The sequence below is a fragment of the Chitinophaga filiformis genome (genome assembly GCF_900102545.1).
Taxonomy (GTDB): Bacteria; Bacteroidota; Bacteroidia; order Chitinophagales; family Chitinophagaceae; genus Chitinophaga; species Chitinophaga filiformis.
The window spans coordinates 883,429-907,502 of sequence record NZ_FNBN01000002.1 but is presented as its reverse complement, the minus strand read 5'-3'; the positions used below and the strand labels follow the sequence as shown (position 1 = coordinate 907,502).

Here is a 24,074-nt window from a genome sequence, read left to right as displayed (position 1 = left end):
AGTATGGAAACGCAACAATTTAAGACGAATATTAAGTGCGGTGGATGTATCGCAACTGTAACACCATTTCTGAATGAAGTAGCAGGTGAGAATGCCTGGAAAGTGGATACCGCTGTACCCGAGAAGGTACTGACAATATCCGCAGACAAGGTTGCTGCAGAAGAAATTATCCGCGCCGTGGAAAAGGCCGGTTATAAAGCCGAAAAGTTATAATCAGGGATAGTTTTTTAGTGTTTTATCGGGCTGGCTATTGCCGGCCCGTTTTTTTTATATAGGCTCACGGTGTTACAATTAAATGCCAATAGATGAGCGGTATAATAATTGCATAGCAATGACGTTATTAAACCGGACAGTAAACCCAGGCATATGTTAAACTTCACCTGGAAAGAATTTAAACAGCCTGCCAGCATAGTATCAGGTTGCCTTTTGCTGGCAGGCATTTTGACCTTTGGCTGCTGCAGAACGGAACGTGGCTATGACCCCGATTTGAGAGGGGGCGCGGAATACCGTTTCGAAGAAGGCTTACGCAGAGAGAAGAAACCTCAATATCTTTTCGATAAAAAGACCCGTAAAGAAATGGCAAAGATGGGATATCCTACGGGAGAACCTAATGCAGCTCCTCCTCCTGCACCCTCGGGAGGAGTTAACGTAGGTATGCCGGCTAAGACAGATGCAAAAAAAGTTGCATCAGTTGATAGTCTGCGTATGGATTCCGTTTACAAAGTCCGTCCACAATAACCCCTTTTTCTCCAATTGTTTTGATTTAATGTGAATTACTTACATTTGTGGAAATTTTAAAATATCCTCTATGTTAAAGACCTTGTACACCGCAGGCTTGTTTATTGCCGCTTCCTGTATGTTTGGCAATACGGCTAAAGCTCAATTGAAAGGATTCAGCATTGGTCCATATGTTGAAGCCGGTACCCCGGTTGGGGACTTTAAGGACACACATAACACTGGTTTTGGTGGAGGCCTGAATGCTGATATCAAACTGATTGCAGGATTTGGCGTAACCGGTTCTGCAGGTTTTATGTATTTCCCGGGTAAAACCTACACCTATTTTGGCGGAGGCGGCACTGAGCTTACCGCAAAGGCAGAATCCCTGAAAGCCTTGCCGGTAAGAGTTGGTCTGAAGTACAAATTCGGTTTTCCTCTGCTGTATGTGAAGGCTGAAGGTGGTACTGCTACTTTCGTAGGTGGAGATGGAGACAACTACAAAGGTACTGCGGCTATTTTTGCCCCAGGTCTAGGTATCCGTTTCCTCGGACTGGATGTAGAGGCTAAATACGAGGTATGGTTTAAGAATGATAACCGTGGTTTCTTCGGTCTGAAAGCAGGTTATAACTTCTAATTGATTGCAATTTTTTTTAATAGAAAAGCCGTCTCAACAACTTGAGACGGCTTTTTCGGTTTTTATTGGTGCGGTCGTTCATTGAGCCTGTATATAACCAGGATCTATCTTCGATACTTGTACCTGTTCAGAACGAGGTCATATGGAGGTATGCAGGTAAAATTAAAAGGTAAGTTATTTCAAAGTCATTATCAAGGTATGGCAAAAGTATAGTAAAGGCATACTTAAAGCGTAGTATCGCGGGCCATTTTTGTCCCACATACTGGGGATTCGTGAGCCGCGGATATGCGTCTGAAATGAAAAAGGCCGCCTCATGTATTGAGACGGCCTTTTTACATCTTAGACCTGTAATTACTTTTTGTTCACTTTCACCGCTTTCGACTTCCGTGCTGCGGAAGTATCAGCCGGAGTTTTTGCAGCAGTATCTTTCTTTGTTACTGCTGTGTCACTTTTTGCAGCGGCAGTGTCAGCTACTGCGGTGGCAGTATCCAGTTTCGCTACGAAACTGGCCGTGTCCTTCATGGTAGCAGTGTCAGCTTTAACAGCGGCAGTGTCTGCATATTTAGAAGCTACAGTGTCTGCTTTAAAAGCAAAGCTGGCTGTGTCTTTAAAGAATGCAGTGTCTTTTGCGAAGCTGAAGCTGGCAGTGTCTTTTGTGAAGGCAGCTGTGTCTCTTACAAACGCTGCTGTGTCAGATTTGAAATTAGCAGTGTCTGTTGTAAAAGCAGCTGTGTCCAGTGAGAAATTGGCGGTGTCTGCTTTGAAATTAGCCGTGTCCATTGTGAAGTTGGCTGTATCCATTGCAAAGTTAGCTGTGTCGGGTGCAAAGTTTGCTGTATCTCTGACGAAACTTGCAGTGTCCAATACAAAATTAGCGGTGTCGGCTTTAGTTGTCATTGCGTTTACTGCGTTTGTTTGTGTCAGTGCGAATGCTCCCAGGCCAGCCATGAGGCCAAATCTCAATAATTGCTTTTTCATGGTTTTTCAATTTTAACTGGTTAAAAAATAAAAGATCTCAATAAAAGATGGTTGCATACCATTTAGCTAAAACCTTGCGAGAATACTCTAACGAAATGTTAAATCGATTTTAAATCTTTTTAACTAGTTGATTTTCATTATATTGTACAGTTATTCTTATTTGAGTAGTTTCGGGTGAGGGATTAAACCTTACTGAGAAAAGTAAGGAAGAGCAAATGGCAATTTGTTGACCATAAGTAACAGTGCCGGGCACACGCTTTCCCACTTTTTCACTGTTTCATCAATGCAATTATGAATAATGAATAAGTACATCCTGAGAGGTGTACTATGAATGATATAAGATAAATGTTCTACTGACGGTCAGGCAAATATTTATGTGTAAACGTTGCGTTTGTCAGTTACATGCTTCTGAGATAACGAATTTTGTACATTTCTGACCGGACAGATAATTAAATGTCATTTTAACACAAAAAGTAGCTGCAAATGTTTTGGATATTCATTTTTGAATGTATATTGTTGTGTCAATTCCCTTTATGAAAACAATAATTAATCTCATTGCAGCAGGACTGCTGTCGCTGACGGGAGGCATATCTTCTGCGCAGACAATTACGTTGAAAGTGAACAAACCACAGGCAGCCGTACAACCTGCTATGTGGGGGATCTTTTTTGAGGATATTAATTTTTCTGCTGACGGAGGAATTTATGCGGAACTGGTGAAGAACCGTTCTTTTGAATTCACAGACCCATTAATGGGCTGGAAGGAGACAGGGAAAGCAGGGGCAGGCAGGATACTGATCGTCAACCGGGGAAATGAACATGCAGCTAATCCCCGGTATGCACATGTAACAGTGCAGGCTGGCGATAGTACCTATGGCTTGTTTAATGAAGGATTCCGGGGAATGGGTTTTAAAAAGGACCTGCGGTATGATTTTTCCTTCCGGGCTGGAAATACTATAGGCAATCCAGCATTAAAACTTGTATTGCTGGATGAAAAGGGTGAATCTATCGGTGAGGTAGCTATTCCGGCAACCGGGAAGGAGTGGAAGAAGTATACCGCCTCTGTAATTGCATCACGTACGGTGGCCAAAGGAGGATTGCAATTGCAGTTTTCCGGCAATGGCAGTCTGGATATTGATATGATCTCATTATTTCCCGAAGATACCTGGAAAAAGCGTCCCGGCGGTTTGAGAAGCGATCTCGTACAGAAACTGGCAGATCTCCATCCTGGTTTTGTACGTTTCCCAGGCGGATGCATTGTTGAAGGACGTGATCTGGCCAACCGCTATCAATGGAAAAAGACAGTGGGAAAAGTGGAAGACCGCACCCTGATCGTCAACCGCTGGAATACTGAATTTGCTCATCGTGCTCCGGGCGATTACTTCCAGAGTTATGGACTGGGCTTTTATGAATATTTCCTGCTTTCCGAAGATATAGGTGCGTCGCCATTACCAATCCTCAATTGCGGCATGGCCTGCCAGTTTAATACCGGTGAGGTAGCAGCTGATGAAGACGTAGCTGTATATATACAGGATGCACTGGATCTTATTGAATTTGCCAATGGTGGCACCGATACTAAATGGGGCCAGTTAAGGGCAGAAATGGGGCATCCTAAACCATTTAACCTACAGATGATCGGTGTGGGCAATGAACAGTGGGACAGTCAGTATATCGCCAGGTATCAGCGTTTTGAACAGGAACTGAAGACGAAACATCCGGAAATTAAACTGGTGTCAAGTGTTGGTCCTTTTTCCAGTGGAAAGCAGTTTGAATATCTGTGGTCAAAGTTACGGACATCAAAGGCAGACCTTGTAGATGAGCACTATTATATGCCGCCGGAATGGTTCCTGAAAAATACTACCCGTTACGATAAATATGACAGAAAAGGACCAAAGATCTTCGCAGGTGAATACGCCGCTCATATAAGGGTGGCAAAGGAAAATGACAGTGAAAAAGGAGAGACGCGTAACACCTGGGAAAGCGCATTGGCGGAAGCTGCTTTTATGACCGGACTGGAAAGGAATGCCGATGTGGTACAGATGTGTTCTTATGCACCTTTGCTGGCGCACGTAGAGGCCTGGCAATGGCGTCCTGACCTGATATGGTTTGATAACCTGCGATCAGTAGGAACGCCTAATTATTATGTACAACAGCTTTTTGCCAATAACAAAGGCACGCATACAATTCCTGTCACATTGAATGATCAGCCTTTGACGGGACAAGATAGTATTTATGCCAGTGCAACGATTGATCAGCAGGCACATAAGATACTGCTGAAAATCGTGAATGCTTCCGCTAAGGCAGTGAATTACAAACTGGCACTGGATGGAGCTGTTACTACGAAAGATATAAGTACACAACAGGTGCTGACGGCAAAGAATAAAGGTGATTTCAATACACTGGATAATCCGGCAGTAGTGAAGCCGGTAGAACAGCAACTGAAACCGGGTAAAAATAATGTGGATGTTGTGGCAGCAGCAAATTCTTTAAATGTGATTACAATACCTTACAGATAAGGATATATTTTGAATGAGAAAAAACGCATGCATTTTTGTGCATGCGTTTTTTTTATTGAAAGAGATGAAAAAAATTTGGAGACTAAAAAAAATGTGTAAATTGGTGGTGTGAATGTTATTGATTGTTGATCCACATCTCCCCTAAATGCCATATCTGGCGGTCACCTTGGATGATACTGAAATTGAATCTTCTTTACGAATGTAAAGCGGCTTCTTTTGTGTCATAACTTTATGCCTTCAAAGAGTTAAGGAAAAAATGTTGGTTTTTTTGGAAAGACACAACGTTATTTGTTAACTTTGAACTTAACTTAAAAGTGAAGTGTTACAGTGGTAAATTAAAACGGATAATGAGAATGAATAAGATTACTTATTATTCATTCCATATTGAGGGGGATGATCTTTGTGAAGTAGAGAAGTTTGTAACCAGGTTTAATAGCCCTGCCTATAAGGACGATTATGAAAACATCATGTCTGTAATAAGGCATATGGGGGCGTATACGGGCGCAGAAGAACATTATTTCAGGCATGAAAGAGCAGCAGAAGCACTGCCTCCGCCTTACAGGTCAGGAGATGTAAGGCTCTATTGCTGCAGGGTCAATACCGATATTGTAATATTAGGAAATGGCTGTGTCAAAACAACGCAGAAGGCACAGCAAAGTAAGGATTGCCTGTTTCATTTTGAATTCATGAATGAATTAAGCTGGCATATTACACAAAGGATGGTGGAGGGAGAGCTTAGAATATATAACAGGCAACTTGAAGGAAATTTACACTTTAAAATAGGAGATTGTTATGAGTAAGATTTTTGAAGATGCGATAAACGCATTACCAGCACATAGCTTGGAAAGGGCAGCCATGAGCCTTGAAGTGGCAGACCGTATCCATGCCATCCTTGAAAAGAAAGGAATGAGTCATAAAGAGCTGGCACAGGCTCTTGGCAAGTCAGAATCCGAGATCAGCAAATGGATGCGCGGTGCACACAATTTTACTTTCGAAACCATTGCCAAGATTAATGCAGCTTTGGGCACAAAGTTAATTTACGTACCGAAAGAAAGATCTGTAAAGCAGCTGGACGGCCGCCTGGCCAAGTCAGATCCTACAGTGGTTGCCATAAAATCGCTAAAGCCTGCTGTTGGGTTATATGATACCTCACAGCAATGGTCTTTATATAAGGAGATTGGCGACAGGAAGGCAACAGTGCCTTTTACTTTAAACAGGAACTAGTAATCGTCAAATATGCCCAGATTCAACATCACAATTGAAACCCTTGAAATCAGAGAGTATAAGGCTTATAACCCGCTGGAGGAAAAGAAGACATACAGTGGGGAATTGAAGCTCCTGGCATCTGTAAGCGTGAATACGGAACAGAAAAACATTGCTGTCGTGATGAAGGCAGAAGTATATGTGAAGGGGGCTGGAAATTCGCGTATGACACCTGCAGGTTATATCGAAACCGTGACCATATATTCAGCAGTGAATGAATGGAAAAAGGTTCGGGTAGGAAAGAAGCAATCCGAAATTGATGTTGACAAGGATCTGGAGGATTTTCTGATCGATGTTTCTTATAATAGTACAAGGGGGCTGTTATCTGAAAGAGGGAAAAATGATCTGATAGGAAAAGTAATACTGCCAGTAATTGATCCGGCAGACATTAAAAGAGAGAAAGGAACAAAGGGAGAGAAGCGTTAAAGCGTAGTTAATTCCAATAAAGTATTGATATCCAGAACAGGCTTTAGTTTTATTATTATATAGTTTGTTACACCCGGCAAGGTTAGTTTATTCCGATAATTCATAATGCTTTTGCTTTTATATGCCTGATCATCGGGCAGAAAGGGGCGTCAATGGATTTTAAGGCATCTTTAATCCGGCTACGTCCGCTATGGCATACTTTTTAGTCTTTATCAGGGACCGGGGTTACCAGAAAAGCAAGTATATGGTCAGCAGATACATACATTGGGTTCTCTTTTTGATATTCATGTTGAGGGTAGTTTCCTTACATGCACAGGATAGTACCGCGTTACCCGGGCAATTGCCTTCGAGGTGGGATTTGCAGGCCTGTCTGGATTATGCCAGGGCTAATAATATTACCCTCAACAGCTACCGGTTAAGCCGTCTTAGCAGCGAACAAGATCTGTTGTTGTCAAAATCGGCCGTACTACCCAATCTTTCTGCGAGTATTTCACCTTCTTTAACACATGGCAAAGAAATAGATACCACTACCGGCGATTTCCGGTCACGCCTAAGGGTATCTGGAAATACCTCGCTGAATTCTTCCGTTACATTATATAATGGAGGATACCTGAGAAATGATATTCAGCAGAAAGACTTGCTGGTAAAGGTGGCGGGCCTGGACCTGGCAGCGGCGGAAAATGATATTACACTCCAGATCACCCAGGCGTACCTCAACATTCTGCTCGCTAAAGAGAATATCGTATATGTAAAGGATGTAGTTGCTACTTCTGAAGCGCAGGTACAGCAACAGCAGCATTTCTACGATGTGGGTTCAGTGGCATTGAAAGATCTTATACAATTAAAGGCGCAACTGGCCAATGATAGGTATACACTGGTGACAGCGCAGAATACCCACCGGCAGAATGTGCTGGTATTAAAACAGCTGTTGCAGCTGCCCACAGAAACTCCCTTCGAAATAGTAGAACCGGATACCTTAATGGGATATGCCCTGCTTACTCCATTGCTGGAAGCACAGAAAACTGCCCTGGCTATCCGCCCGGAAGTGAAAAGTAGTGAGCTGAGTGTACAGGTGGCAGAGTTGGATGTAAAGAAGGCAAGGGCTGGTTATCTGCCGGCGCTGACGGCCGGTGCAGGAATAGGCACCAGTTATGCGCAGGGGGATTACAATACCTTTCTGAAGCAGATGGATAATAATTTTTATCAGCAGGTAGGACTGACCTTATCTGTCCCCATCTTCAGCCGCAGGGCGAATCGTGTGAATGAGGAAAAGGCGAAGATCGGCGTGGGACAGGCAGAACTGACATTGCAGAATACCCGCATTAACCTCTCCCAGGAAGTGGAACGGGCATATATTAATGTGCTGAACGCCCAGGGCCAGTATGATGCGGCCGTAGAACAGCTTCGGTATACGCAGGAAAGCTACCGTATAGCAAATGAACAGTTAAAGATCGGTGCAGCCAATACCGTTGAAGTATTACAGCAGAAGAACCTCTATGTACAATCCATGCAGGCATACATCCAGGCGAAATACAGCGCGGCTTTATACGTAAGGATATATGATTTCTACAGGGGAGTACCTGTTAAATTATAGCATAAAATAACAACGGATGAACAGGAAGATTGTAATTACAATATTGGTGCTGGTGGCACTGGTGGCAGTCTGGTACTTCTTTTTCCGAAAGAAAGAGAATCCTGTGGTGATCAGCACACAGAAGCCCGTTTATGGGCATATCTCCACCAGTGTAACAGCTACGGGTACGGTACAACCCGTGGATACCGTGGCAGTAGGTACACAGGTATCCGGAATACTGAAATACATCTACGCGGATTTCAATTCCAAGGTCAAAAAGGGAGAATTACTGGCAGAACTGGATAAGGTATTGCTGCAGGCAGAAGTAGACCGTAATAAGGGCCTGCTGGCAAATGCACAAAGTCAGCAGATATACCAGGAGGCTCAGTTTAAGCGGCAGGAACAGCTGTATAAAGTAGGCGCTATCAGCAGGGCGGATTATGACAACACAAATTACCTGTATAAGGCGGCAATCGCCAGTGTTGAAAGTGCGCAGGCCTCCCTGAAGACGGCTCAGCGGAACCTGTTTTTTGCCGACATCTATTCTCCTATAGATGGTGTTGTACTGAACAGGAACGTAAGCGTGGGACAAACGGTGGCCGCCAGCTTTAATACTCCAACATTCTTTGTACTGGCGAAGGATATTACCAAAATGCAGGTACAGGCAAATGTTGACGAAGCTGATATAGGGAATGTGCGTGATAGCCAGCGGGTATCATTTACCGTGGATGCCTACCTGGATCAGGAATTTGCAGGAAAGGTACAGGAGATCCGCCTAAAACCTACAGTGTCTGCCAATGTGGTAACATATACCACAATGATCAGCGCATCCAATGAGGATATGAAACTGAAACCAGGTATGACCGCAACAGTGACTATCTACACGGCAGAAAAGGACCATGCCATGCTTATTCCGGCAAAAGCACTGATGTTCAGGCCTGATTCGGCATTGTCGAAGAAATTTACGCTCATTGCCATAGCGCCCCCGGCAGCGGAACGCCATAAAAGGGCAATGCCAGTCACCGGTGGCAGCAGCGATACTACCCGGCGCGTAAGGCCTGATAAAGGAAAAATGGCTGAAGCCCTGAACTATGTATGGTTGAAAAGAGGGGATACCCTGTTGCAGCGAAAAGTGGAGATCGGTTTGAATGATAATACCCGGGCAGAAGTATTGTCAGGACTCTCTCCGGATGACGATGTAATAACAGGTATGCAGGAAGTAACTGATAAGAAGGCAGCAGGTAGTGGCGGACAGGCCAGTCCATTCATGCCGCAAAGAAGAAGACGATGAGCAAAAAGATCCTCGAAATACAGAATATCAAACGGGAGTTCCGTATGGGCACGGAGATCGTACGCGCACTGAAAGGTGTTTCCTTCGACGTGTTCGCAGGCGAGTTTGTGACCATTATGGGTAGCAGTGGCTCCGGTAAAACCACGCTGTTGAACATACTCGGGTGCCTGGACAAACCTACGGATGGAACCTACCTGCTGGATGGGGTCAATATAGGGGAGCTGTCCCGTAATGAACTGGCGCGTTTACGTAACAGGAAGATCGGTTTTGTATTCCAGGCCTATAACCTCTTACCCCGTACTTCCGCATTGGAGAATGTAGAGCTGCCATTACTGTATAACATGGAAATTACCCATGAACAACGCCGGCAGAAAGCGATACACTCACTGGAGGCTGTGAAACTGGGAGAAAGACTGGATCATACACCCAACCAGTTATCAGGGGGGCAGCAGCAACGTGTGGCCATTGCAAGAGCCCTGGTCAATGAACCGGTGATGATACTGGCAGATGAGGCCACAGGTAACCTGGATACACGGACCTCTTACGAGATCATGGCGCTGATGCAGGAGTTGAACAGGGAACAGGGAAAGACCATTGTATTCGTTACCCACGAGCCGGATATAGCAGCCTTCAGCAGCCGTACGGTGATGCTGCGCGACGGGAAGGTGGTAAAGGATACTGTCAATGAAAATATACGTTCCGCAAAAGAAGCGCTGGCTGCATTGCCGCCGGCAGATGATTACTGATTATGAATATATTCAACCTCATAAGGATCGCGTTGAAAGCCTTACAGCGGAATAAACTGAGGGCTTTCCTTACCATGCTGGGTATCATCATCGGCGTGGCAGCGGTTATTGCCATGGTGGCTATCGGACAGGGCTCCAAGGAGAGTATTCAGTCGCAGCTTTCCAGTATGGGATCTAACATGATCACTATCCTGCCTGCCAGTAACGTAGCCGGAGGCGCCAGGCTGGAAGGGGCGAGTGTGCAAACGCTGACCATCGAAGATGTAAAAGCCATACAGAAACAGGCGCTTAATATCAGTGCTATTTCTCCGGCAGCTACTTCCACCGGACAATCCATCAGTGGGGCATTCAACTGGCCTACCAGCATACAGGGCGTGAGCCCAGCTTATCTGGATATCCGTAAGTGGACCCTGCAGGATGGTGTTCCCTTTACAGAGGAAGATGTCAGGGCTTCTGCCAAAGTCTGCCTGTTGGGACAGACGGTAGTCAGTAATCTCTTTCCTAACGGAGAAAGCCCGGTAGGAAAGATCATCCGCTTCAATAATATTCCTTTCCAGGTGATAGGTGTACTGGCAGCTAAAGGACAAAGTTCCTTCGGTCAGGACCAGGACGATGTGATCCTGGCGCCTTATACTACTGTACAGAAGCGTATTCTGGCTACCATTTATTTCCGTACACTCTACGTTTCCGCAGTAAGCGAAGCTGCTACAGATGCTGCTACCAAGGAGATTGAGACCATTTTGCGGAAAACCCACCGCTTAAGGGATGCTGATGAAAATGACTTCCAGGTCAGGACAATGGCGGAACTGATCAACACATTGAGTTCGACCAGTAATCTGCTGACAGTTTTGCTGACAGCTATTGCCGGTATTTCTCTCATTATTGGAGGAATTGGTATTATGAACATCATGTATGTATCTGTTACAGAGCGTACACGGGAAATCGGACTGCGTATGTCCATCGGCGCGAGGGGTATTGATATTTTGATGCAGTTTCTGATAGAAGCGATTATGATCAGTATTACCGGTGGGCTGATAGGAGTGGTGCTGGGAATTACCTCAGCCCAGCTTATCACTTATTTCCTGAACTGGCCGACACTGGTGTCGGAGTCTTCTATTGTGCTGTCTTTTATGGTATGTGCGCTCACAGGTGTTTTCTTTGGATATTATCCCGCGCAGAAGGCGTCGAGATTGGATCCTATAGAGGCGTTGCGGTATGAATAGGGAACGCTTGTTTTATTTTTGAAGAAAGCTATTAACCGTCGCAATAGCTCTTTGCCTGAGTGCAGGATTACCTTTATCCATTGCCTTTAACAGGGCCCGGCATTCATGCAGGAACCGGGGTTTAAAGTCAGAAGAGGAATTGCTGATGTCAAGACTGTTGTCAATAATATCAGCATACTTGATAGTTTGCGCAGCGGCACTGGCATTACCCAGTCTTGCAGCTTCCGCATCCTTGCGTTTCCGCCTGTTCCATTTTGGATAGTTCTCTTTAACGTAGACATCTGTTAACTCTATGGTGAGAGCAAGGGTCCTTTGAGCGTCTTCCGGTTTCATAACGTCCCGCAGATAGTTGGAAAGCACATCTTTAGTGACAGCGGTATCTTCCAGTACATCATGCAGCAAAGCAGCTGATAATACCGGAAGATCCGATGTATATTCTCTACATAGTTGCATGACCCGGATGGGGTGCTCGATATAAGGTTCATCAGCAAATTTCCGTTGCTGGTCCCCATGGGACTGACGGGCAAATTCTTCAATATCAGTAAGTATGTTCATTAAGAAACCAGCATTTTTCTGCAGGCATCAGCACATTGTTTACAGATCTCCGCACATTCCTGGCAATGTTCGTTGCTATGTTTACCGCATTCTGCAGCACAGGCTTCACAAACATCGGCACAAACGGAACACACCTGTATAGCATAGCTGCTTCCCAGGCTCATTAATTGTGCCGTAGCATAACAGGTAGCTGCACATTCCATGTCCAGCCTGATACAACGGGCCATCATGGTGACATCTTTTTCCTGCGTGCAGGAGCTTGCACAGTGGTTACAGACAGCGGCGCAACGCAAACAGTAGTCGATACAATCCTTAAAAAAATGATAACCGTTCATGTGTTTAAGTATTGGTGGGTTAAATAATGAAGCGTTTTCAGATACACTGTACCAAATACCGTACAAATTTGAACAGGCACACTCAGCAAATATTGTGGAAGAATTTGCTAATTTGCGTAGATGAAACATACATTCGTTTTCCATTGTTTGATCTTCATTTGCTTCTCTGCTTTTGCACAGCGGCATGCATTGGTCTTTCAGACAGACTTCGGACTAAAAGACGGGGCCGTAGCAGAAATGAAAGGCGTAGTATACAGCCTGTCTCCCGATATACCGATGTTCGATCTGACGCATGAAATACCGGCATATAACATCTGGGAGGCTGCCTATCGCTTACAGCAGACTGCTCCTTACTGGCCTGCAGGTACTGTATTCGTATCTGTAGTAGACCCGGGGGTAGGCTCTGCGCGTAAATCAGTGGTGCTGAAAACAAAGACCGGGCATTATTTTGTCACACCAGACAATGGTACACTTACTCTTGTGGCCAGGCAAATGGGCATTGCAGAGATCAGGGAGATTGATGAAGCGGTAAACCGCAGAAAGAATTCCGGCGCATCCTATACCTTTCATGGCAGAGATGTGTATGCTTATACAGCCGGTAAACTGGCTGCCGGGAAGATCACATTCCAGCAGGTAGGGCCGAAGATGGCTGATTCTGTAGTAAGTATATCTTTTCAGGCGCCGGTATTTGTCAATGACACTGTAAAGGGAAATATCCCGGTACTGGATGTGCAATACGGCAATATCTGGACGAATATTGATCAGCAGACATTCAACAAGCTGCATGTACAAGCGGGGGATCTGCTGAAAGTAAGTATTTACAAAGGCAATGAACCGGTGTACAGTGGCGTCATACCATTTGCGAATACATTTGCAGCTGTTCCTGAAGGGAAGGAACTGGCTTATCTGAATAGCCTGCTGAATTTGTCATTTGCGGTAAATATGGGAGATTTCTCTTCTAATCATCATGTGAAAAGCGGGCCGGAATGGAGTGTAACAGTCAGTAAATAGTGCTGATTTTTATCTAATTTCGATGTTTGCATTTATTTAATCTTACATTTTTCAGATGTCACAACCGGATAGTAACAACAGGATGTTTCATCTGGCGGCAGACTATATTAATCATACCAACCGCCATATCTTCCTGACCGGTAAAGCCGGTACAGGGAAAACTACTTTCCTGAAATATATCAGACAACATACCACTAAAAATACTGTTGTGGTGGCGCCTACAGGTGTTGCTGCCATCAATGCAGGTGGGGTGACTATGCACTCCTTCTTCCAGCTGCCTTTTGGTCCTTTTGTGCCATCGGGCGCACATCTTTTTGGTGTAAATAACGGCGTAACTGATGCACATGCGCTGTTCCGGAACATTCGCTTTAACCACGACAAGAAAGAACTGCTGCGTGAAATGGAGTTGCTGATCATCGATGAGGTCAGTATGGTACGGGCAGATACGCTGGATGCAATTGACACGATACTCCGGCATTTTCGTGGCCAGCCGTTATTGCCTTTCGGTGGTGTACAGGTATTGTATATCGGAGATCTTTTCCAGCTGCCACCTGTTATGCCGGATGAACAATGGCAGTTGCTGAAAGACTGTTATGAAAGCGTATTCTTTTTTCATGCAAGGGTAATGCAACAGGCGCCGCCATTGTTCATAGAGTTGAATAAGATCTATCGACAGAATGAAGCGACGTTCATTAACCTGCTGAACGGTGTGCGTAACAGTACATTGGACTGGGACGACCTGGAGACCCTGAACCAACGTTACCTGCCGCATTTCACCGGTGAGGGTGATCAGTATATCGTGCTCACTACCCATAATCGCAGAGCAGATGAGATCAATAATGCCCGGCTGGCTGCTATGCCGGGTGGCATTCATACATTCACGGGAGAGATCAAGGGTGATTTCAGTGACAAAGCACTCCCGACAGACATGGATCTGCGTATCAAAAAAGGAGCGCAGGTGATGTTCATCAAAAATGATGTGGCGGAACCCCGCCGTTATTTCAACGGAAAGCTGGCTATTGTTAAGGAAATCCTGCCTGATGATAAGATCGTGGTGACACTTGCCAACAGTGAGGAAACGCTGGTGCTGGAGAAAGAAACCTGGCGTAATATCCGCTATTCCTGGAACAAGTTGGAAGGAACGGTCGATGAAGAAGAGATGGGTAGTTTCACGCAATATCCTATCCGGCTGGCATGGGCTATTACAATACATAAAAGCCAGGGACTTACTTTCGAAAGAGCCATTATCGATGCAGGTAATGCATTTGCGCCAGGCCAGGTATATGTGGCATTGAGCCGCTGTACCTCCCTGGAAGGATTGGTGTTACACTCGCGGATTCATCCGGGAGCAATCCGCACGGATGAACAGGTGCTGGCATTCTCGTCCCGCTTTCATAAAGAGGATGAACTGGAAATGTTACTGGAAGGGGAAAAAATGGTGTTCTGGGCAGAACAGCTGTTGAAGCTTTTCAGTGCAGAAAAGATCCTCGCGGAATTGCAGTTACATGCTGCCTGGTTGCGCGATAAAAAGATGATCGGGATGGAAAGCGCGGTGACGCTGAGTCGTAATCTACAGCAACGTGCGGCCCAGTTACATGAAGTAGGATTGAAATTCAGGCAACAGCTGGATCCTTTATTGAAGGAGGTGTTGCAAACAGGTAATGTCATCACTTTAACCGAGCGTGTTGGTAAGGCGGTGGCTTATTTTACGAATGAGATATATGAATCTTTCATACAGCCGGTGCGCCGGGAACGAGACATTGTAAAGGACATTCCTAAGATAAAGAAATACGTATTGCAGTTGTCCGGGCTGGAACATTTTCTGTGGAACCGCTTAGAGCTCTTTGCACATGCCAGTTATGGCAATGTGAAGTTTAATGAGGGACTGCCGGATTATGAAACCTTACGCCGGCCTCCGGCAGAGGAGAAAACAAAGGAAAAACCCGCGAAGAAGAGCCGGGAGGCAGGGGATAGCCGACGAGGAACACTGGAATTATTCCTTGCTGGTAAAACGCTGCAGGAAATTGCTACGGAGCGTGGGCTGGCGATGAGTACAGTAGAAAGTCACCTGGCAGATTGTGTGGCGAACGATGAATTGCAGCTGAACCGCTTTATGGATGAGAAAAAGATTGCGCTTATATTACCGGTCGTGAAAGAACTGGGGGCTACTGCTTCAGCACCAATAAAGGCAAGACTGGGGGAGACTGCTACCTGGGCGGAAATCAGGGCCGTGCAGGCTCATTACCGGAAGACAATGGAATAGAGACAATTGCATAGTGAATAGGAAGAAACTACTTTTTGAGTAGGGAGTAGAGAAGTATAGCTTTATTGTGGGAATCGATGCATAGAAAAAGACCCGGTGCCGAATTGGAGAAACTTCAAGTTGAGTAGGCGCAGATAAGTATAGGTTTATTGTGGGGAGTCAATGTATGGAAGGCCTTGGTATCAGATTAAAGAAACTTCGAACTGGATGGCCTGAAAAAACGCTGAATGCTGATTGTTTGGTAATTCTTTTGTAATTTTGGAACGAACATTCTAAATAGGATTACCAATGGCCGACAGGAAATTAAGAATCAGCGTACTAGACCAATCACCCATCCGCAGAGGAAGCAATGCCGTAGAGGCACTACAGGAAAGCATTAAGCTGGCACAGCTGGCAGACCGTCTTGGCTTCACCCGTTACTGGCTTTCAGAACATCATAATACCCGTTCATTGGCGGGGGCATCTCCTGAAATATTAATAGCAAGGCTGGCAGCAGCTACGAAACATATACGCCTGGGATCAGGTGGTGTAATGTTACCTAATCACAGTACCCTGAAGGTAGCGGAGAATTTCCGTTTACTGGAGGCGCTATATCCCGGACGCATTGATCTGGGAATAGGTAGGGCGCCTGGAGGCGACCGCCTGACCGCTCACGTGCTGAACCCTTCCAATACCTTCGAACCCAGAGACTTTGTGCAGCAGGTCAATGACCTGGAAGGTTATCTGTCCGATTCCCGGGAAACCGGCACCATACATGAGAAAGTAATCGCCATACCCAAAATAGATACAGCCCCCGAACTATGGATGCTGACTTCCAGCGGAGAAAGTGGCCTGCTGGCTGCGCGCCAGGGCTGGGCATTATCTTTCGCGCATTTCATTTACCCGGTTGGAGGGCCGCAGGCAGTAAAAACTTATCGTGAGAAATTCAAGCCTTCCCGGTTCCTGAATGAACCTGCCGCCAGCGTAGGGATCTTCGTTTTCTGTGCAGATACGCAGGAAAAAGCAGACGAATTGCAGGCCATGATGGACTACCGCCTGCTGAGCTTTGAGAAAGGGAGGTTTGACGAATTTCCTTCCTACGAAGAAGTGCGGGATTATGAATACTCAGATATGGAATTGCAACGTGTATTGGCGAACAGAGGACGTATGATTGCCGGTACACCTGAACAGGTAAAACAACGTATGTTGCAACTGGCAGACGACTATGATGTAGATGAGATTGTTGTTGCTACCATGGCAGAACGCGCAGAAGACCGTTTCCGGTCATATGAATTGCTGGCTGAGATCTTCCATCTGGAGCCTCGTAATATTTCATAAGTAATTGACTGGTATGCTGCTGTGACGTGTTGCCGGTCGGGAATTATCACTGGTTCGCCGGTGTTATGTTATCTCAGATTTATTGTGATGTCTTGCAGTGAACGTTATCATTCATTCAGTTATGACTGGTATCGGAGTGTTGATACATCTCATAAATAATTGAGTAATACATAGCCTGGAAAGTTATCCGTCAGAAAACTATGACAGGTACCGGAGTGTTGATACATCTTATAAACAATTGAGTAATAAATAGCTGTGGAAGTTATCCATCAGAAACTATGATTGCCGTCGGGGCATAGTGATATGTTTTACTGTGATGTATCATTTACCAGAAACCCTCACGGTATCAGGATATTATTGACGCGGCAACCGGATAAAGAACATGTATTATCGTTACGGTTATCTTACCGTATACACTTGATTATATTTTTTTATATTTTTGCTGGAAATAACTGATCCTATCCTATGAGAAAATACTTCCTGCTGCTAGTAATAGCAGTCATAGCACTGACTTATACTGCCTGTACCAAAGAGGCGGGTATCGGCGGTGGAACAAACAATCCCGGTGATACTACTACCACACCTGGATCCGGATCCGGCAACAAAGCAGATAGCGTCGTTACATTTACAGATGTGAAATTTTCCTTAACACCGGCAAGTGAAAGCTATGGCCGCGTTTTCTCCTCTTTTAAAGGGAAGGTATACGTAGATAGCGATATTCCTGATTCGGTGGGTAAGTATATAGATATAGCGTTCAATAACTTCGGCGCCTTCTCTATGTTCTTTACCAGCCCTAATGATGAGAGTTTTGACCTGAAGATCCCTGGTACCCTGACTACCCTGGTGCGTAACAAGGTGCCTTCAGATACTTTCAATGTTAATGCTTTCGATACTATCGCACATGCCTCTACTCTCAAAAAGCTGACCATTGCTACAGATAATGAAAGTTTTGGCTCATCCGATATGCCGCTGTTAATATTCTTCCAGAATGGGTTTGCAAAGAAGGGGATTATCAAGGTGAAAGCGATAACAACAGACTATATCGTTGCTGATGTGAAAGTAATGTACTGATATTAAGATATTTATGCAGAGAAAAGAAGGCTGTTCGCTGTTGGCGGACGGCCTTTCTTAATTTTACCCCAATAGGAATGTGTAGGACAGTTGCCCCGCTGCCTTTATTTAAATTTGAAAGATTCCACGATTGAACACATAATTCCACAATTATGCAAGCTATTTTAGGTGTCTTTTTTCATTTCATAGGAGGCTTCGCTTCCGGTAGTTTTTATATCCCTTTCAAAAAAGTAAAGAACTGGGCCTGGGAAAGTTATTGGATAGTGGGCGGTTTCTTTTCCTGGTTGATAGTGCCCTTCCTGGCAGCCTGGATCACCGTGCCCGATTTCCTGAGCATCATCAGTAAAACTGACAGTTCTACTATCTTCTGGACCTATTTTATGGGCGTATTATGGGGTGTCGGTGGTCTTACTTTCGGATTAGCTATGCGCTACCTGGGAATGTCATTGGGAATGTCTGTTGCCCTGGGATATACCTCCGCCTTCGGCTCGCTCATTCCTCCCATCTACAGGGACCTTTTCACTTCTGATACTACACACACATTTTCAGCTATGCTGAAAAGTCCCGGGGGATTATTAGTCCTGAGTGGTGTTGTAGTCTGTCTGTTGGGTATTGCCATTTGCGGTGCTGCAGGGGTGATGAAGGAACGTGAGTTATCTGAAGATCAGAAAAAGCAAAGCATACAGGAATTTGACCTTAAAAAAGGGCTGATAGTAGCAACAGTATCTGGTATCCTGAGCGCCTGTTTCAATTTCGGGATAGAGGCTGGAAAACCTATGGCGGCTATTGCTGTGGAGCAGGGAAGTAATCCGCTGTTTCAGAACAATGTGATATTCGTTGTATTACTCTGGGGCGGATTGACCACAAACCTACTGTGGTGTTTGCTGCTGAATTTCCGGAACAAAACATTCGGTGATTATGTCAATAAAGAAACACCCCTGGCGGGCAATTACTTCTTTGCTGCTTTGGCTGGTACCACCTGGTTCTTCCAGTTCTTCTTTTATGGCATGGGCGAAAGTAAACTCGGTAACGGGGCCAGTTCCTGGATATTGCACATGGCGTTTATTATCATGATCTCAAGTCTATGGGGTATCACACTGAGAGAATGGAAAGGAGTGAGCCGTAAAACATTTGGGACGATCATACTTGGTGTAGCGACAATCATGGCGTCTGTGATGCTGGTAGGCTACGGGAATTCATTATAACTAATTTAAACAAGAACATATGTCGGTTTCTTCCTTAACAAATTTCAAACATGTAAGTTATCTCTGGGACGAGCAGAAAGCTGCTGCATTGGCAGGTGATGAGGTAGCATTGCTGATCTACCGTTCTAACCTGCTGGGTGCTGATCTCCGGCTTACCAACTATGGTGGCGGCAACACTTCCTGTAAGGTAATGTCGAAAGATCCACTGACGGGTAAACAAACGGAAGTAATGTGGGTAAAAGGTTCAGGTGGTGATCTGGGCACATTGAAACGTAGCGGTCTGGCGGCATTATATGTAGAGCGACTGCACAGCCTGGAGAATATCTACAAGGGTATTGAACAGGAAGATGAGATGGTGGAGCTATTTAATCACTGTATTTTTGATCTCAGTTCCAAGGCGCCTTCTATTGATACGCCATTGCATGGTTTCCTGCCATTTAAACATATTGATCACTTACATCCTGATGCCGCTATTGCTATTGCTGCTGCAAAGGATGGTGAGCGCATTACTAAAGAACTCTTTGGCGGCACTATCGGTTGGGTACCCTGGCAGCGTCCCGGTTTTGATCTGGGCTTACAGCTAAGACAATGCCTGCGCGATAATCCGGGTATCAGGGGTATCATGTTGGGCTCCCATGGATTATTTACCTGGGGCGATACCGCTTATGAGAGTTATATGAATACGCTGGAAGTCATTGAGCGTTGTGCTGCTTATCTTGAAGAGCATTACGGCAAGAAAGGACCTGTTTTCGGCGGAGCACGCATTTCTTCTCCGGCTCCTGAAGTAAGGCGGAAGCAGGCTGCGGCACTGGCGCCTGTACTGCGCGGATTATGTTCTGCTCACACCCGCATGGTGGGGCACTTTACGGATGATCCACGCGTGCTGGAGTTCATCAACTCCAAAGATCTTGACAGGCTGGCGCCACTGGGTACCAGTTGTCCGGACCACTTCCTGCGTACGAAGATCAGTCCTTTGGTGTTGCCACTCGATCCTCAGGCTTCACTCGATGATGCCGCTGCGGTAAAGCAACAACTGGAGCCTTTATTTGCTGCCTACAGGCAGATGTATACTGACTATTACAATACCTGTCGTCATCCGAACAGTCCTGCATTACGTGATCCTAACCCGGTGGTGATCCTATATCCGGGCGTTGGGATGTTTACATTCTCAAAAGATAAACAGACTGCAAGAGTAGCGGCAGAGTTCTATACCAACGCGATCAATGTCATGAAAGGCGCTGAAGCCATTTCTGAATATACTGCGTTGCCACGCCAGGAGGCTTTTGATATAGAATACTGGTTGCTGGAAGAAGCGAAACTGCAACGTATGCCTAAGCCGAAGGCGCTATCCGGCCGTATTGCACTGATCACTGGGAGCGCCGGTGGTATTGGAAAAGCGATCGCAAAGAAATTTGCTGATGAAGGCGCTTGTGTGGTGATCAACGACAACGACGCCAACCGCCTGCAATCTGCAAAAGATGAATTCTCCAAACAATATGGACAGGATGTTTTCGCAACCGCTGTCCTGGATGTTACAAAGGGCAGTGATATAAAAGAAGCATATGATATAGCCAGCCTGGCTTTTGGAGGCGTGGATATGGTGGTTAACTGTGCAGGTTTGTCTATTTCCAAACCACTGGAGGCACATACAGAAAAAGACTGGGACCTGTTGTATGATGTATTGGTAAAAGGCCAGTTCCTGGTTACCCAACAGGGTGTGGAAGTAATGCGCAAGCAGGACCTGGGAGGTGATGTGATCAACATTGTGAGTAAGAATGCCCTGATGAGTGGACCGAACAATGCTGGTTATGGTTCTGCAAAGGCCGCACAACTGCACCTGAGCCGATTGAATGCAGCAGAACTGGGTAAGGATGGTATCCGTGTAAATGTGATAAATCCGGATGCGGTGATTGCCGACAGTAAGATATGGGAGGGCGACTGGGCTGCTGGCCGTGCCAAGGCTTATGGCGTTACCGTGGAAGAATTGCCTGCTTATTATGCAAAACGTACCTTACTGAATCAGGTGATCCTGCCGGAAGATATTGCCAATGCATGTTTCGCCGTTACAGGAGGATTGCTGGGTAAGTCGACCGGTAACGTGATCAACGTCGATGGCGGTGTTGCTGCTGCTTTTGTGAGATAAGTAGCAAGCTGTAACGTGATCAACACATGCTCCTGGCTCCGGCCAGGCCGGCATGTGTTGATAATGTGCCGAGGCACGTGCCACTAACGAAAAACTTTTCATAATTTACTAATAACCCAACGTACCCGTTATGAATATTGAGAAATTCCAGGTAGCTGAATTCAATGATTCTCACAGGCAGGCGCACGAGCGCAGCTTTGAATATATAGCAGGAACTATCCCGCATGTAGCGGATATCCTGCAGAAATTACAGGACTTCCAGGTAGCGATTCCCAGCTGGGCTTTAGGTACAGGTGGTACCCGCTTCGGTCGTTTTTCCGGTGGAGGAGAGCCTCGTAATCTCGAGGAAAAGATCTCCGATATAGGTATCCTGCATGCCCTTAACAGGAGCAGCGGTGCTATCTCTCTGCATATTCCCTGGGACATTCCTGAAAATGCTGCTAACATAAAAGCCCTGGCAGCGCAGCACGACATCCGTTTTGATGCTGTCAATTCCAATACTTTCCAGGACCAGCCAGATCAGGCGTTGAGCTACAAATTCGGTTCCCTGCATCATACCGATAAAGGCGTCCGGAAGCTGGCGATTGAGCATAATATTGAGGTAATCAAATATGGTGTGGAGCTGGGTTCCAATGCATTGAGCCTCTGGCTGGCAGACGGTTCCTGCTTTCCCGGTCAGCTGAATTTCAGGGGTGCCTTCAAACGTACATTGGATAGTCTGCAGGAAGTATATGCAGCGCTGCCTGATGCCTGGAAACTGTACATCGAGTACAAGGCATATGAACCTAATTTCTATTCTACTACCATAGGCGACTGGGGACAGTCATTACTCTTCGCCAATAAACTGGGTCCAAAAGCGTATACACTCGTAGACCTGGGGCATCATCTGCCTAATGCCAACATTGAGCAGATCGTAGCATTGCTGTTAATGGAAGGAAAACTGGCAGGATTCCATTTCAACGATTCCAAGTATGGGGATGATGATCTCACCGTAGGCAGCATCAATCCTTATCAGCTCTTCCTCATTTTTAATGAACTGGTGGAAGGCATGGATGCCCGTGGTATGAACCATGCCAATGATCTGGGCTGGATGATAGATGCCTCTCACAATGTAAAGGATCCACTGGAAGACCTGTTACAATCCGTAGAAGCGATCATGATCGCCTATGCACAGGCTTTACTGGTAGATACCAAGGCACTGCAGGCAGCCCAGCAGAACAATGATGCGGTGGCTGCACAGGAAATACTGCAATATGCTTACCGTACTGATGTTCGTCCGCTGGTAGCCCAGGCGCGCCTGCAGGCAGGAGGTGTTTTACAGCCGGTTGCTTTTTACAGGCAGTTCAAGGTAAGAGAGCAGCTGATAAAGGAAAGAGGTCTGAAAACCGTAGCAACGGGATTGTAGTTTCTAATTCTCCAACGGATGCGCTGTATTGCAATACTCGACATTGGCAAGACTAATAAGAAGATATTCCTGATCGACGAGCACTACCGGATCGTATGGGAAAGAGGCGCCTGCTTTGACGAAACAGTCGACGAAGATGGCGACGCCTGTGAGAATATTGAACTGTTGACAAACTGGGTGAAAGACAGTCTCCGTGAACTGCTGCGGTTACCCGATTACGCTATTGTAGCATTTAATTTCAGTACCTATGGCGCCAGCCTTGTATACCTGGATGAACAGGGGCAGGTGCTGGCACCGTTGTATAACTACCTGAAGCCTTATCCTCCAGGTATGGAGGAGGCACTTCATCATGCGGCTGGCGGAGCAGGAAAGCTATGTGCTGACACTGCCTCTCCGGCATTGGGTAGTCTGAATGCAGGCCTGCAGTTTTACAGATTAAAGCAATTGCAGCCTGCGGTCTTCGACAGGGTAAAATATGCCCTGCATTTACCGCAGTATATCAGTTTCCTGGTGACAGGGCAGCCCCTGTCTGATATTACCAGCATTGGCTGTCATACGATGCTGTGGGACTTTACCCAACAACGCTACCATGAATGGGTGCTGCGGGAAGGACTGGCAGAGAAGCTGCCGCCTGTTTTCCCGGGCGATCATGTATTGCCTGCCGCTATTGATGGCTATAACTGTATAGCGGGTGTAGGACTGCATGACAGTTCCGCCGCATTGATCCCTTATCTTGCCAGTTTCTCAGAACCCTTTGCGCTGATTTCCACAGGTACCTGGTGCATTACCCTTAATCCGTTTAATAACAGCCCTTTAACGGCCTCAGAATTGGCATCTGACTGTCTCTGCTATCTGACCTATGAAAACCGCCCTGTAAAGGCCGCAAGGCTCTTTGCCGGCAATGAGCATGAGCAGCAGGTGAAAAGGCTGGCAGAATATTATCAAACACCGGTAAATTACTACCAGCAAGTAGGCTTCGACCCCGCTATATTTGCCAGGTTGCTCGCGGTATCTCCGCAACAGGAACAGCCGGTACCCGGTACGGGCTTGTTGCAGGCGTCCCGCTTTGCAGAAAGATCATTGAACGAGTTTACCAGCTATGAGATTGCCTATCACCGCTTACTGATGGACATCATGGAGCAGCAGCAGTTCTCTTCATCGCTGGTAATAAATGGTACACCGGTAAAACGTATTTTTGTGGATGGTGGATTCAGCAGGAACAGTGTATATATGCACTTGCTGGCAGCGGCTTTCCCTCAGATGGAGATCTATGCAGCCTCAGTAGCACAGGCTACGGCTATAGGCGCCGCCCTCGCTATTCATCGCCACTGGAATACACTGCCTTTACCGGCGGACCTCGTAGAGATGAGACATTATAGCCACGGCTCGATTTATATTTGAAAAA

The 24,074-nt window shown here is 46.0% G+C and carries 22 protein-coding genes; 19 read left to right on the top strand and 3 right to left on the bottom strand.

Annotated features, from left to right (window positions below; all coding sequences use genetic code 11):
- The first annotated feature begins 3 nt into the window (after positions 1-3).
- The 3 genes from BLR32_RS10135 (at position 4) to BLR32_RS10125 (ending at position 1,351) form a co-directional block, all read left to right on the top strand.
- Positions 4-213: a heavy-metal-associated domain-containing protein gene (locus tag BLR32_RS10135; protein ID WP_089831219.1), complete on the top strand. Its 210-nt coding sequence runs from the start codon at positions 4-6 to the stop codon at positions 211-213.
- 153 nt (positions 214-366) lie between these two features.
- Positions 367-738 (top strand): hypothetical protein, encoded by a 372-nt coding sequence (locus BLR32_RS10130; RefSeq protein ID WP_089831217.1) that lies wholly within the window; start codon positions 367-369, stop codon positions 736-738.
- Positions 739-808: 70 nt separating this feature from the next.
- Positions 809-1,351, top strand: coding sequence for a hypothetical protein (locus BLR32_RS10125; RefSeq protein WP_245705395.1), 543 nt, complete (start codon positions 809-811; stop codon positions 1,349-1,351).
- A 351-nt stretch (positions 1,352-1,702) separates the two neighbouring features.
- On the opposite strand, the gene BLR32_RS10120 is transcribed toward BLR32_RS10125, so the two are convergent.
- On the bottom strand, positions 1,703-2,329 hold the full coding sequence (locus BLR32_RS10120; RefSeq protein ID WP_089831214.1) for a hypothetical protein: 627 nt from the start codon (positions 2,327-2,329) through the stop codon (positions 1,703-1,705).
- A gap of 533 nt (positions 2,330-2,862) precedes the next feature.
- Here BLR32_RS10120 and BLR32_RS10115 point away from each other — a divergent pair.
- The 8 genes from BLR32_RS10115 (at position 2,863) to BLR32_RS10080 (ending at position 11,364) form a co-directional block, all read left to right on the top strand.
- Positions 2,863-4,842 (top strand): alpha-L-arabinofuranosidase C-terminal domain-containing protein, encoded by a 1,980-nt coding sequence (locus tag BLR32_RS10115; protein WP_089831212.1) that lies wholly within the window; start codon positions 2,863-2,865, stop codon positions 4,840-4,842.
- A gap of 353 nt (positions 4,843-5,195) precedes the next feature.
- A complete protein-coding gene (locus BLR32_RS10110; protein WP_089831210.1) occupies positions 5,196-5,642 on the top strand; it encodes a hypothetical protein in 447 nt (148 codons plus the stop codon).
- Positions 5,635-6,066: a helix-turn-helix domain-containing protein gene (locus BLR32_RS34340; RefSeq protein WP_245705394.1), complete on the top strand. Its 432-nt coding sequence runs from the start codon at positions 5,635-5,637 to the stop codon at positions 6,064-6,066. Before BLR32_RS10110 ends, BLR32_RS34340 begins: the two co-directional genes overlap by 8 nt.
- Before the next feature lie 12 nt (positions 6,067-6,078).
- Positions 6,079-6,531: a hypothetical protein gene (locus BLR32_RS10100; RefSeq protein ID WP_089831208.1), complete on the top strand. Its 453-nt coding sequence runs from the start codon at positions 6,079-6,081 to the stop codon at positions 6,529-6,531.
- Between the two features lie 190 nt (positions 6,532-6,721).
- Positions 6,722-8,125 (top strand): TolC family protein, encoded by a 1,404-nt coding sequence (locus tag BLR32_RS10095; protein WP_245705393.1) that lies wholly within the window; start codon positions 6,722-6,724, stop codon positions 8,123-8,125.
- A 16-nt stretch (positions 8,126-8,141) separates the two neighbouring features.
- A complete protein-coding gene (locus tag BLR32_RS10090; RefSeq protein WP_089831206.1) occupies positions 8,142-9,395 on the top strand; it encodes an efflux RND transporter periplasmic adaptor subunit in 1,254 nt (417 codons plus the stop codon).
- Entirely contained in the window at positions 9,392-10,141 is a 750-nt protein-coding gene (locus tag BLR32_RS10085; RefSeq protein WP_089831204.1) for an ABC transporter ATP-binding protein, read from the top strand. Before BLR32_RS10090 ends, BLR32_RS10085 begins: the two co-directional genes overlap by 4 nt.
- A gap of 2 nt (positions 10,142-10,143) precedes the next feature.
- Entirely contained in the window at positions 10,144-11,364 is a 1,221-nt protein-coding gene (locus tag BLR32_RS10080) for an ABC transporter permease (RefSeq protein WP_089831202.1), read from the top strand.
- A gap of 12 nt (positions 11,365-11,376) precedes the next feature.
- Here the strand turns inward: BLR32_RS10080 and BLR32_RS10075 are convergent, their stop codons facing one another.
- Both BLR32_RS10075 and BLR32_RS10070 read right to left on the bottom strand, forming a co-directional pair.
- Complete coding sequence (locus BLR32_RS10075; protein ID WP_089831200.1) at positions 11,377-11,919, bottom strand: HD domain-containing protein; 543 nt, start codon at positions 11,917-11,919, stop codon at positions 11,377-11,379.
- The gene (locus tag BLR32_RS10070) at positions 11,919-12,254 is read right to left on the bottom strand and encodes a four-helix bundle copper-binding protein (RefSeq protein ID WP_089831198.1); all 336 of its coding nucleotides are present in this window, start codon (positions 12,252-12,254) and stop codon (positions 11,919-11,921) included. The genes BLR32_RS10075 and BLR32_RS10070 overlap by 1 nt, the downstream gene beginning before the upstream one ends.
- Positions 12,255-12,374: 120 nt before the next feature.
- Here BLR32_RS10070 and BLR32_RS10065 point away from each other — a divergent pair, with 120 nt between their 5' ends.
- From BLR32_RS10065 to BLR32_RS10030, 8 genes are all read left to right on the top strand, one after another.
- Entirely contained in the window at positions 12,375-13,265 is an 891-nt protein-coding gene (locus BLR32_RS10065) for an SAM hydrolase/SAM-dependent halogenase family protein (protein ID WP_089831196.1), read from the top strand.
- A 55-nt stretch (positions 13,266-13,320) separates the two neighbouring features.
- Positions 13,321-15,528, top strand: coding sequence for a helix-turn-helix domain-containing protein (locus BLR32_RS10060; protein ID WP_089831193.1), 2,208 nt, complete (start codon positions 13,321-13,323; stop codon positions 15,526-15,528).
- A 288-nt stretch (positions 15,529-15,816) separates the two neighbouring features.
- Entirely contained in the window at positions 15,817-16,845 is a 1,029-nt protein-coding gene (locus tag BLR32_RS10055; RefSeq protein ID WP_089831191.1) for an LLM class flavin-dependent oxidoreductase, read from the top strand.
- 465 nt (positions 16,846-17,310) lie between these two features.
- Positions 17,311-17,916, top strand: coding sequence for a hypothetical protein (locus tag BLR32_RS10050; protein ID WP_089831189.1), 606 nt, complete (start codon positions 17,311-17,313; stop codon positions 17,914-17,916).
- 152 nt (positions 17,917-18,068) lie between these two features.
- The gene (gene rhaT / locus BLR32_RS10045; RefSeq protein ID WP_089831186.1) at positions 18,069-19,121 is read left to right on the top strand and encodes an L-rhamnose/proton symporter RhaT; all 1,053 of its coding nucleotides are present in this window, start codon (positions 18,069-18,071) and stop codon (positions 19,119-19,121) included.
- 19 nt (positions 19,122-19,140) lie between these two features.
- Positions 19,141-21,264 carry a bifunctional aldolase/short-chain dehydrogenase gene (locus BLR32_RS10040; protein ID WP_089831185.1) on the top strand — a complete coding sequence of 708 codons (2,124 nt, stop codon included), beginning with the start codon at positions 19,141-19,143 and terminating at the stop codon, positions 21,262-21,264.
- A gap of 130 nt (positions 21,265-21,394) precedes the next feature.
- Positions 21,395-22,669, top strand: coding sequence for a sugar isomerase (locus BLR32_RS10035; protein WP_089831183.1), 1,275 nt, complete (start codon positions 21,395-21,397; stop codon positions 22,667-22,669).
- An 18-nt stretch (positions 22,670-22,687) separates the two neighbouring features.
- Positions 22,688-24,070, top strand: a complete 1,383-nt coding sequence (locus tag BLR32_RS10030; protein ID WP_089831181.1) for an FGGY-family carbohydrate kinase — start codon at positions 22,688-22,690, stop codon at positions 24,068-24,070.
- Positions 24,071-24,074 lie beyond the last annotated feature (4 nt).

Bases quoted from the DNA above. Each gene is read 5' to 3' on its own strand.
- BLR32_RS10130 (WP_089831217.1), top strand. From the start codon at position 367: ATGTTAAACTTCACCTGGAAAGAATTTAAACAGCCTGCCAGCATAGTA.
- BLR32_RS10110 (WP_089831210.1), top strand. From the start codon at position 5,196: ATGAATAAGATTACTTATTATTCATTCCATATTGAGGGGGATGATCTT.
- BLR32_RS10115 (WP_089831212.1), top strand. From the start codon at position 2,863: ATGAAAACAATAATTAATCTCATTGCAGCAGGACTGCTGTCGCTGACG.
- BLR32_RS10030 (WP_089831181.1), top strand. From the start codon at position 22,688: ATGCGCTGTATTGCAATACTCGACATTGGCAAGACTAATAAGAAGATA.
- BLR32_RS10085 (WP_089831204.1), top strand. From the start codon at position 9,392: ATGAGCAAAAAGATCCTCGAAATACAGAATATCAAACGGGAGTTCCGT.
- BLR32_RS10125 (WP_245705395.1), top strand. From the start codon at position 809: ATGTTAAAGACCTTGTACACCGCAGGCTTGTTTATTGCCGCTTCCTGT.
- BLR32_RS10055 (WP_089831191.1), top strand. From the start codon at position 15,817: ATGGCCGACAGGAAATTAAGAATCAGCGTACTAGACCAATCACCCATC.
- BLR32_RS10090 (WP_089831206.1), top strand. From the start codon at position 8,142: ATGAACAGGAAGATTGTAATTACAATATTGGTGCTGGTGGCACTGGTG.
- BLR32_RS10100 (WP_089831208.1), top strand. From the start codon at position 6,079: ATGCCCAGATTCAACATCACAATTGAAACCCTTGAAATCAGAGAGTAT.
- BLR32_RS10135 (WP_089831219.1), top strand. From the start codon at position 4: ATGGAAACGCAACAATTTAAGACGAATATTAAGTGCGGTGGATGTATC.
- BLR32_RS10040 (WP_089831185.1), top strand. From the start codon at position 19,141: ATGTCGGTTTCTTCCTTAACAAATTTCAAACATGTAAGTTATCTCTGG.
- BLR32_RS10080 (WP_089831202.1), top strand. From the start codon at position 10,144: ATGAATATATTCAACCTCATAAGGATCGCGTTGAAAGCCTTACAGCGG.
- rhaT (WP_089831186.1), top strand. From the start codon at position 18,069: ATGCAAGCTATTTTAGGTGTCTTTTTTCATTTCATAGGAGGCTTCGCT.
- BLR32_RS10070 (WP_089831198.1), bottom strand. From the start codon at position 12,254: ATGAACGGTTATCATTTTTTTAAGGATTGTATCGACTACTGTTTGCGT.
- BLR32_RS34340 (WP_245705394.1), top strand. From the start codon at position 5,635: ATGAGTAAGATTTTTGAAGATGCGATAAACGCATTACCAGCACATAGC.
- BLR32_RS10035 (WP_089831183.1), top strand. From the start codon at position 21,395: ATGAATATTGAGAAATTCCAGGTAGCTGAATTCAATGATTCTCACAGG.
- BLR32_RS10095 (WP_245705393.1), top strand. From the start codon at position 6,722: ATGGCATACTTTTTAGTCTTTATCAGGGACCGGGGTTACCAGAAAAGC.
- BLR32_RS10050 (WP_089831189.1), top strand. From the start codon at position 17,311: ATGAGAAAATACTTCCTGCTGCTAGTAATAGCAGTCATAGCACTGACT.
- BLR32_RS10075 (WP_089831200.1), bottom strand. From the start codon at position 11,919: ATGAACATACTTACTGATATTGAAGAATTTGCCCGTCAGTCCCATGGG.
- BLR32_RS10060 (WP_089831193.1), top strand. From the start codon at position 13,321: ATGTCACAACCGGATAGTAACAACAGGATGTTTCATCTGGCGGCAGAC.
- BLR32_RS10065 (WP_089831196.1), top strand. From the start codon at position 12,375: ATGAAACATACATTCGTTTTCCATTGTTTGATCTTCATTTGCTTCTCT.
- BLR32_RS10120 (WP_089831214.1), bottom strand. From the start codon at position 2,329: ATGAAAAAGCAATTATTGAGATTTGGCCTCATGGCTGGCCTGGGAGCA.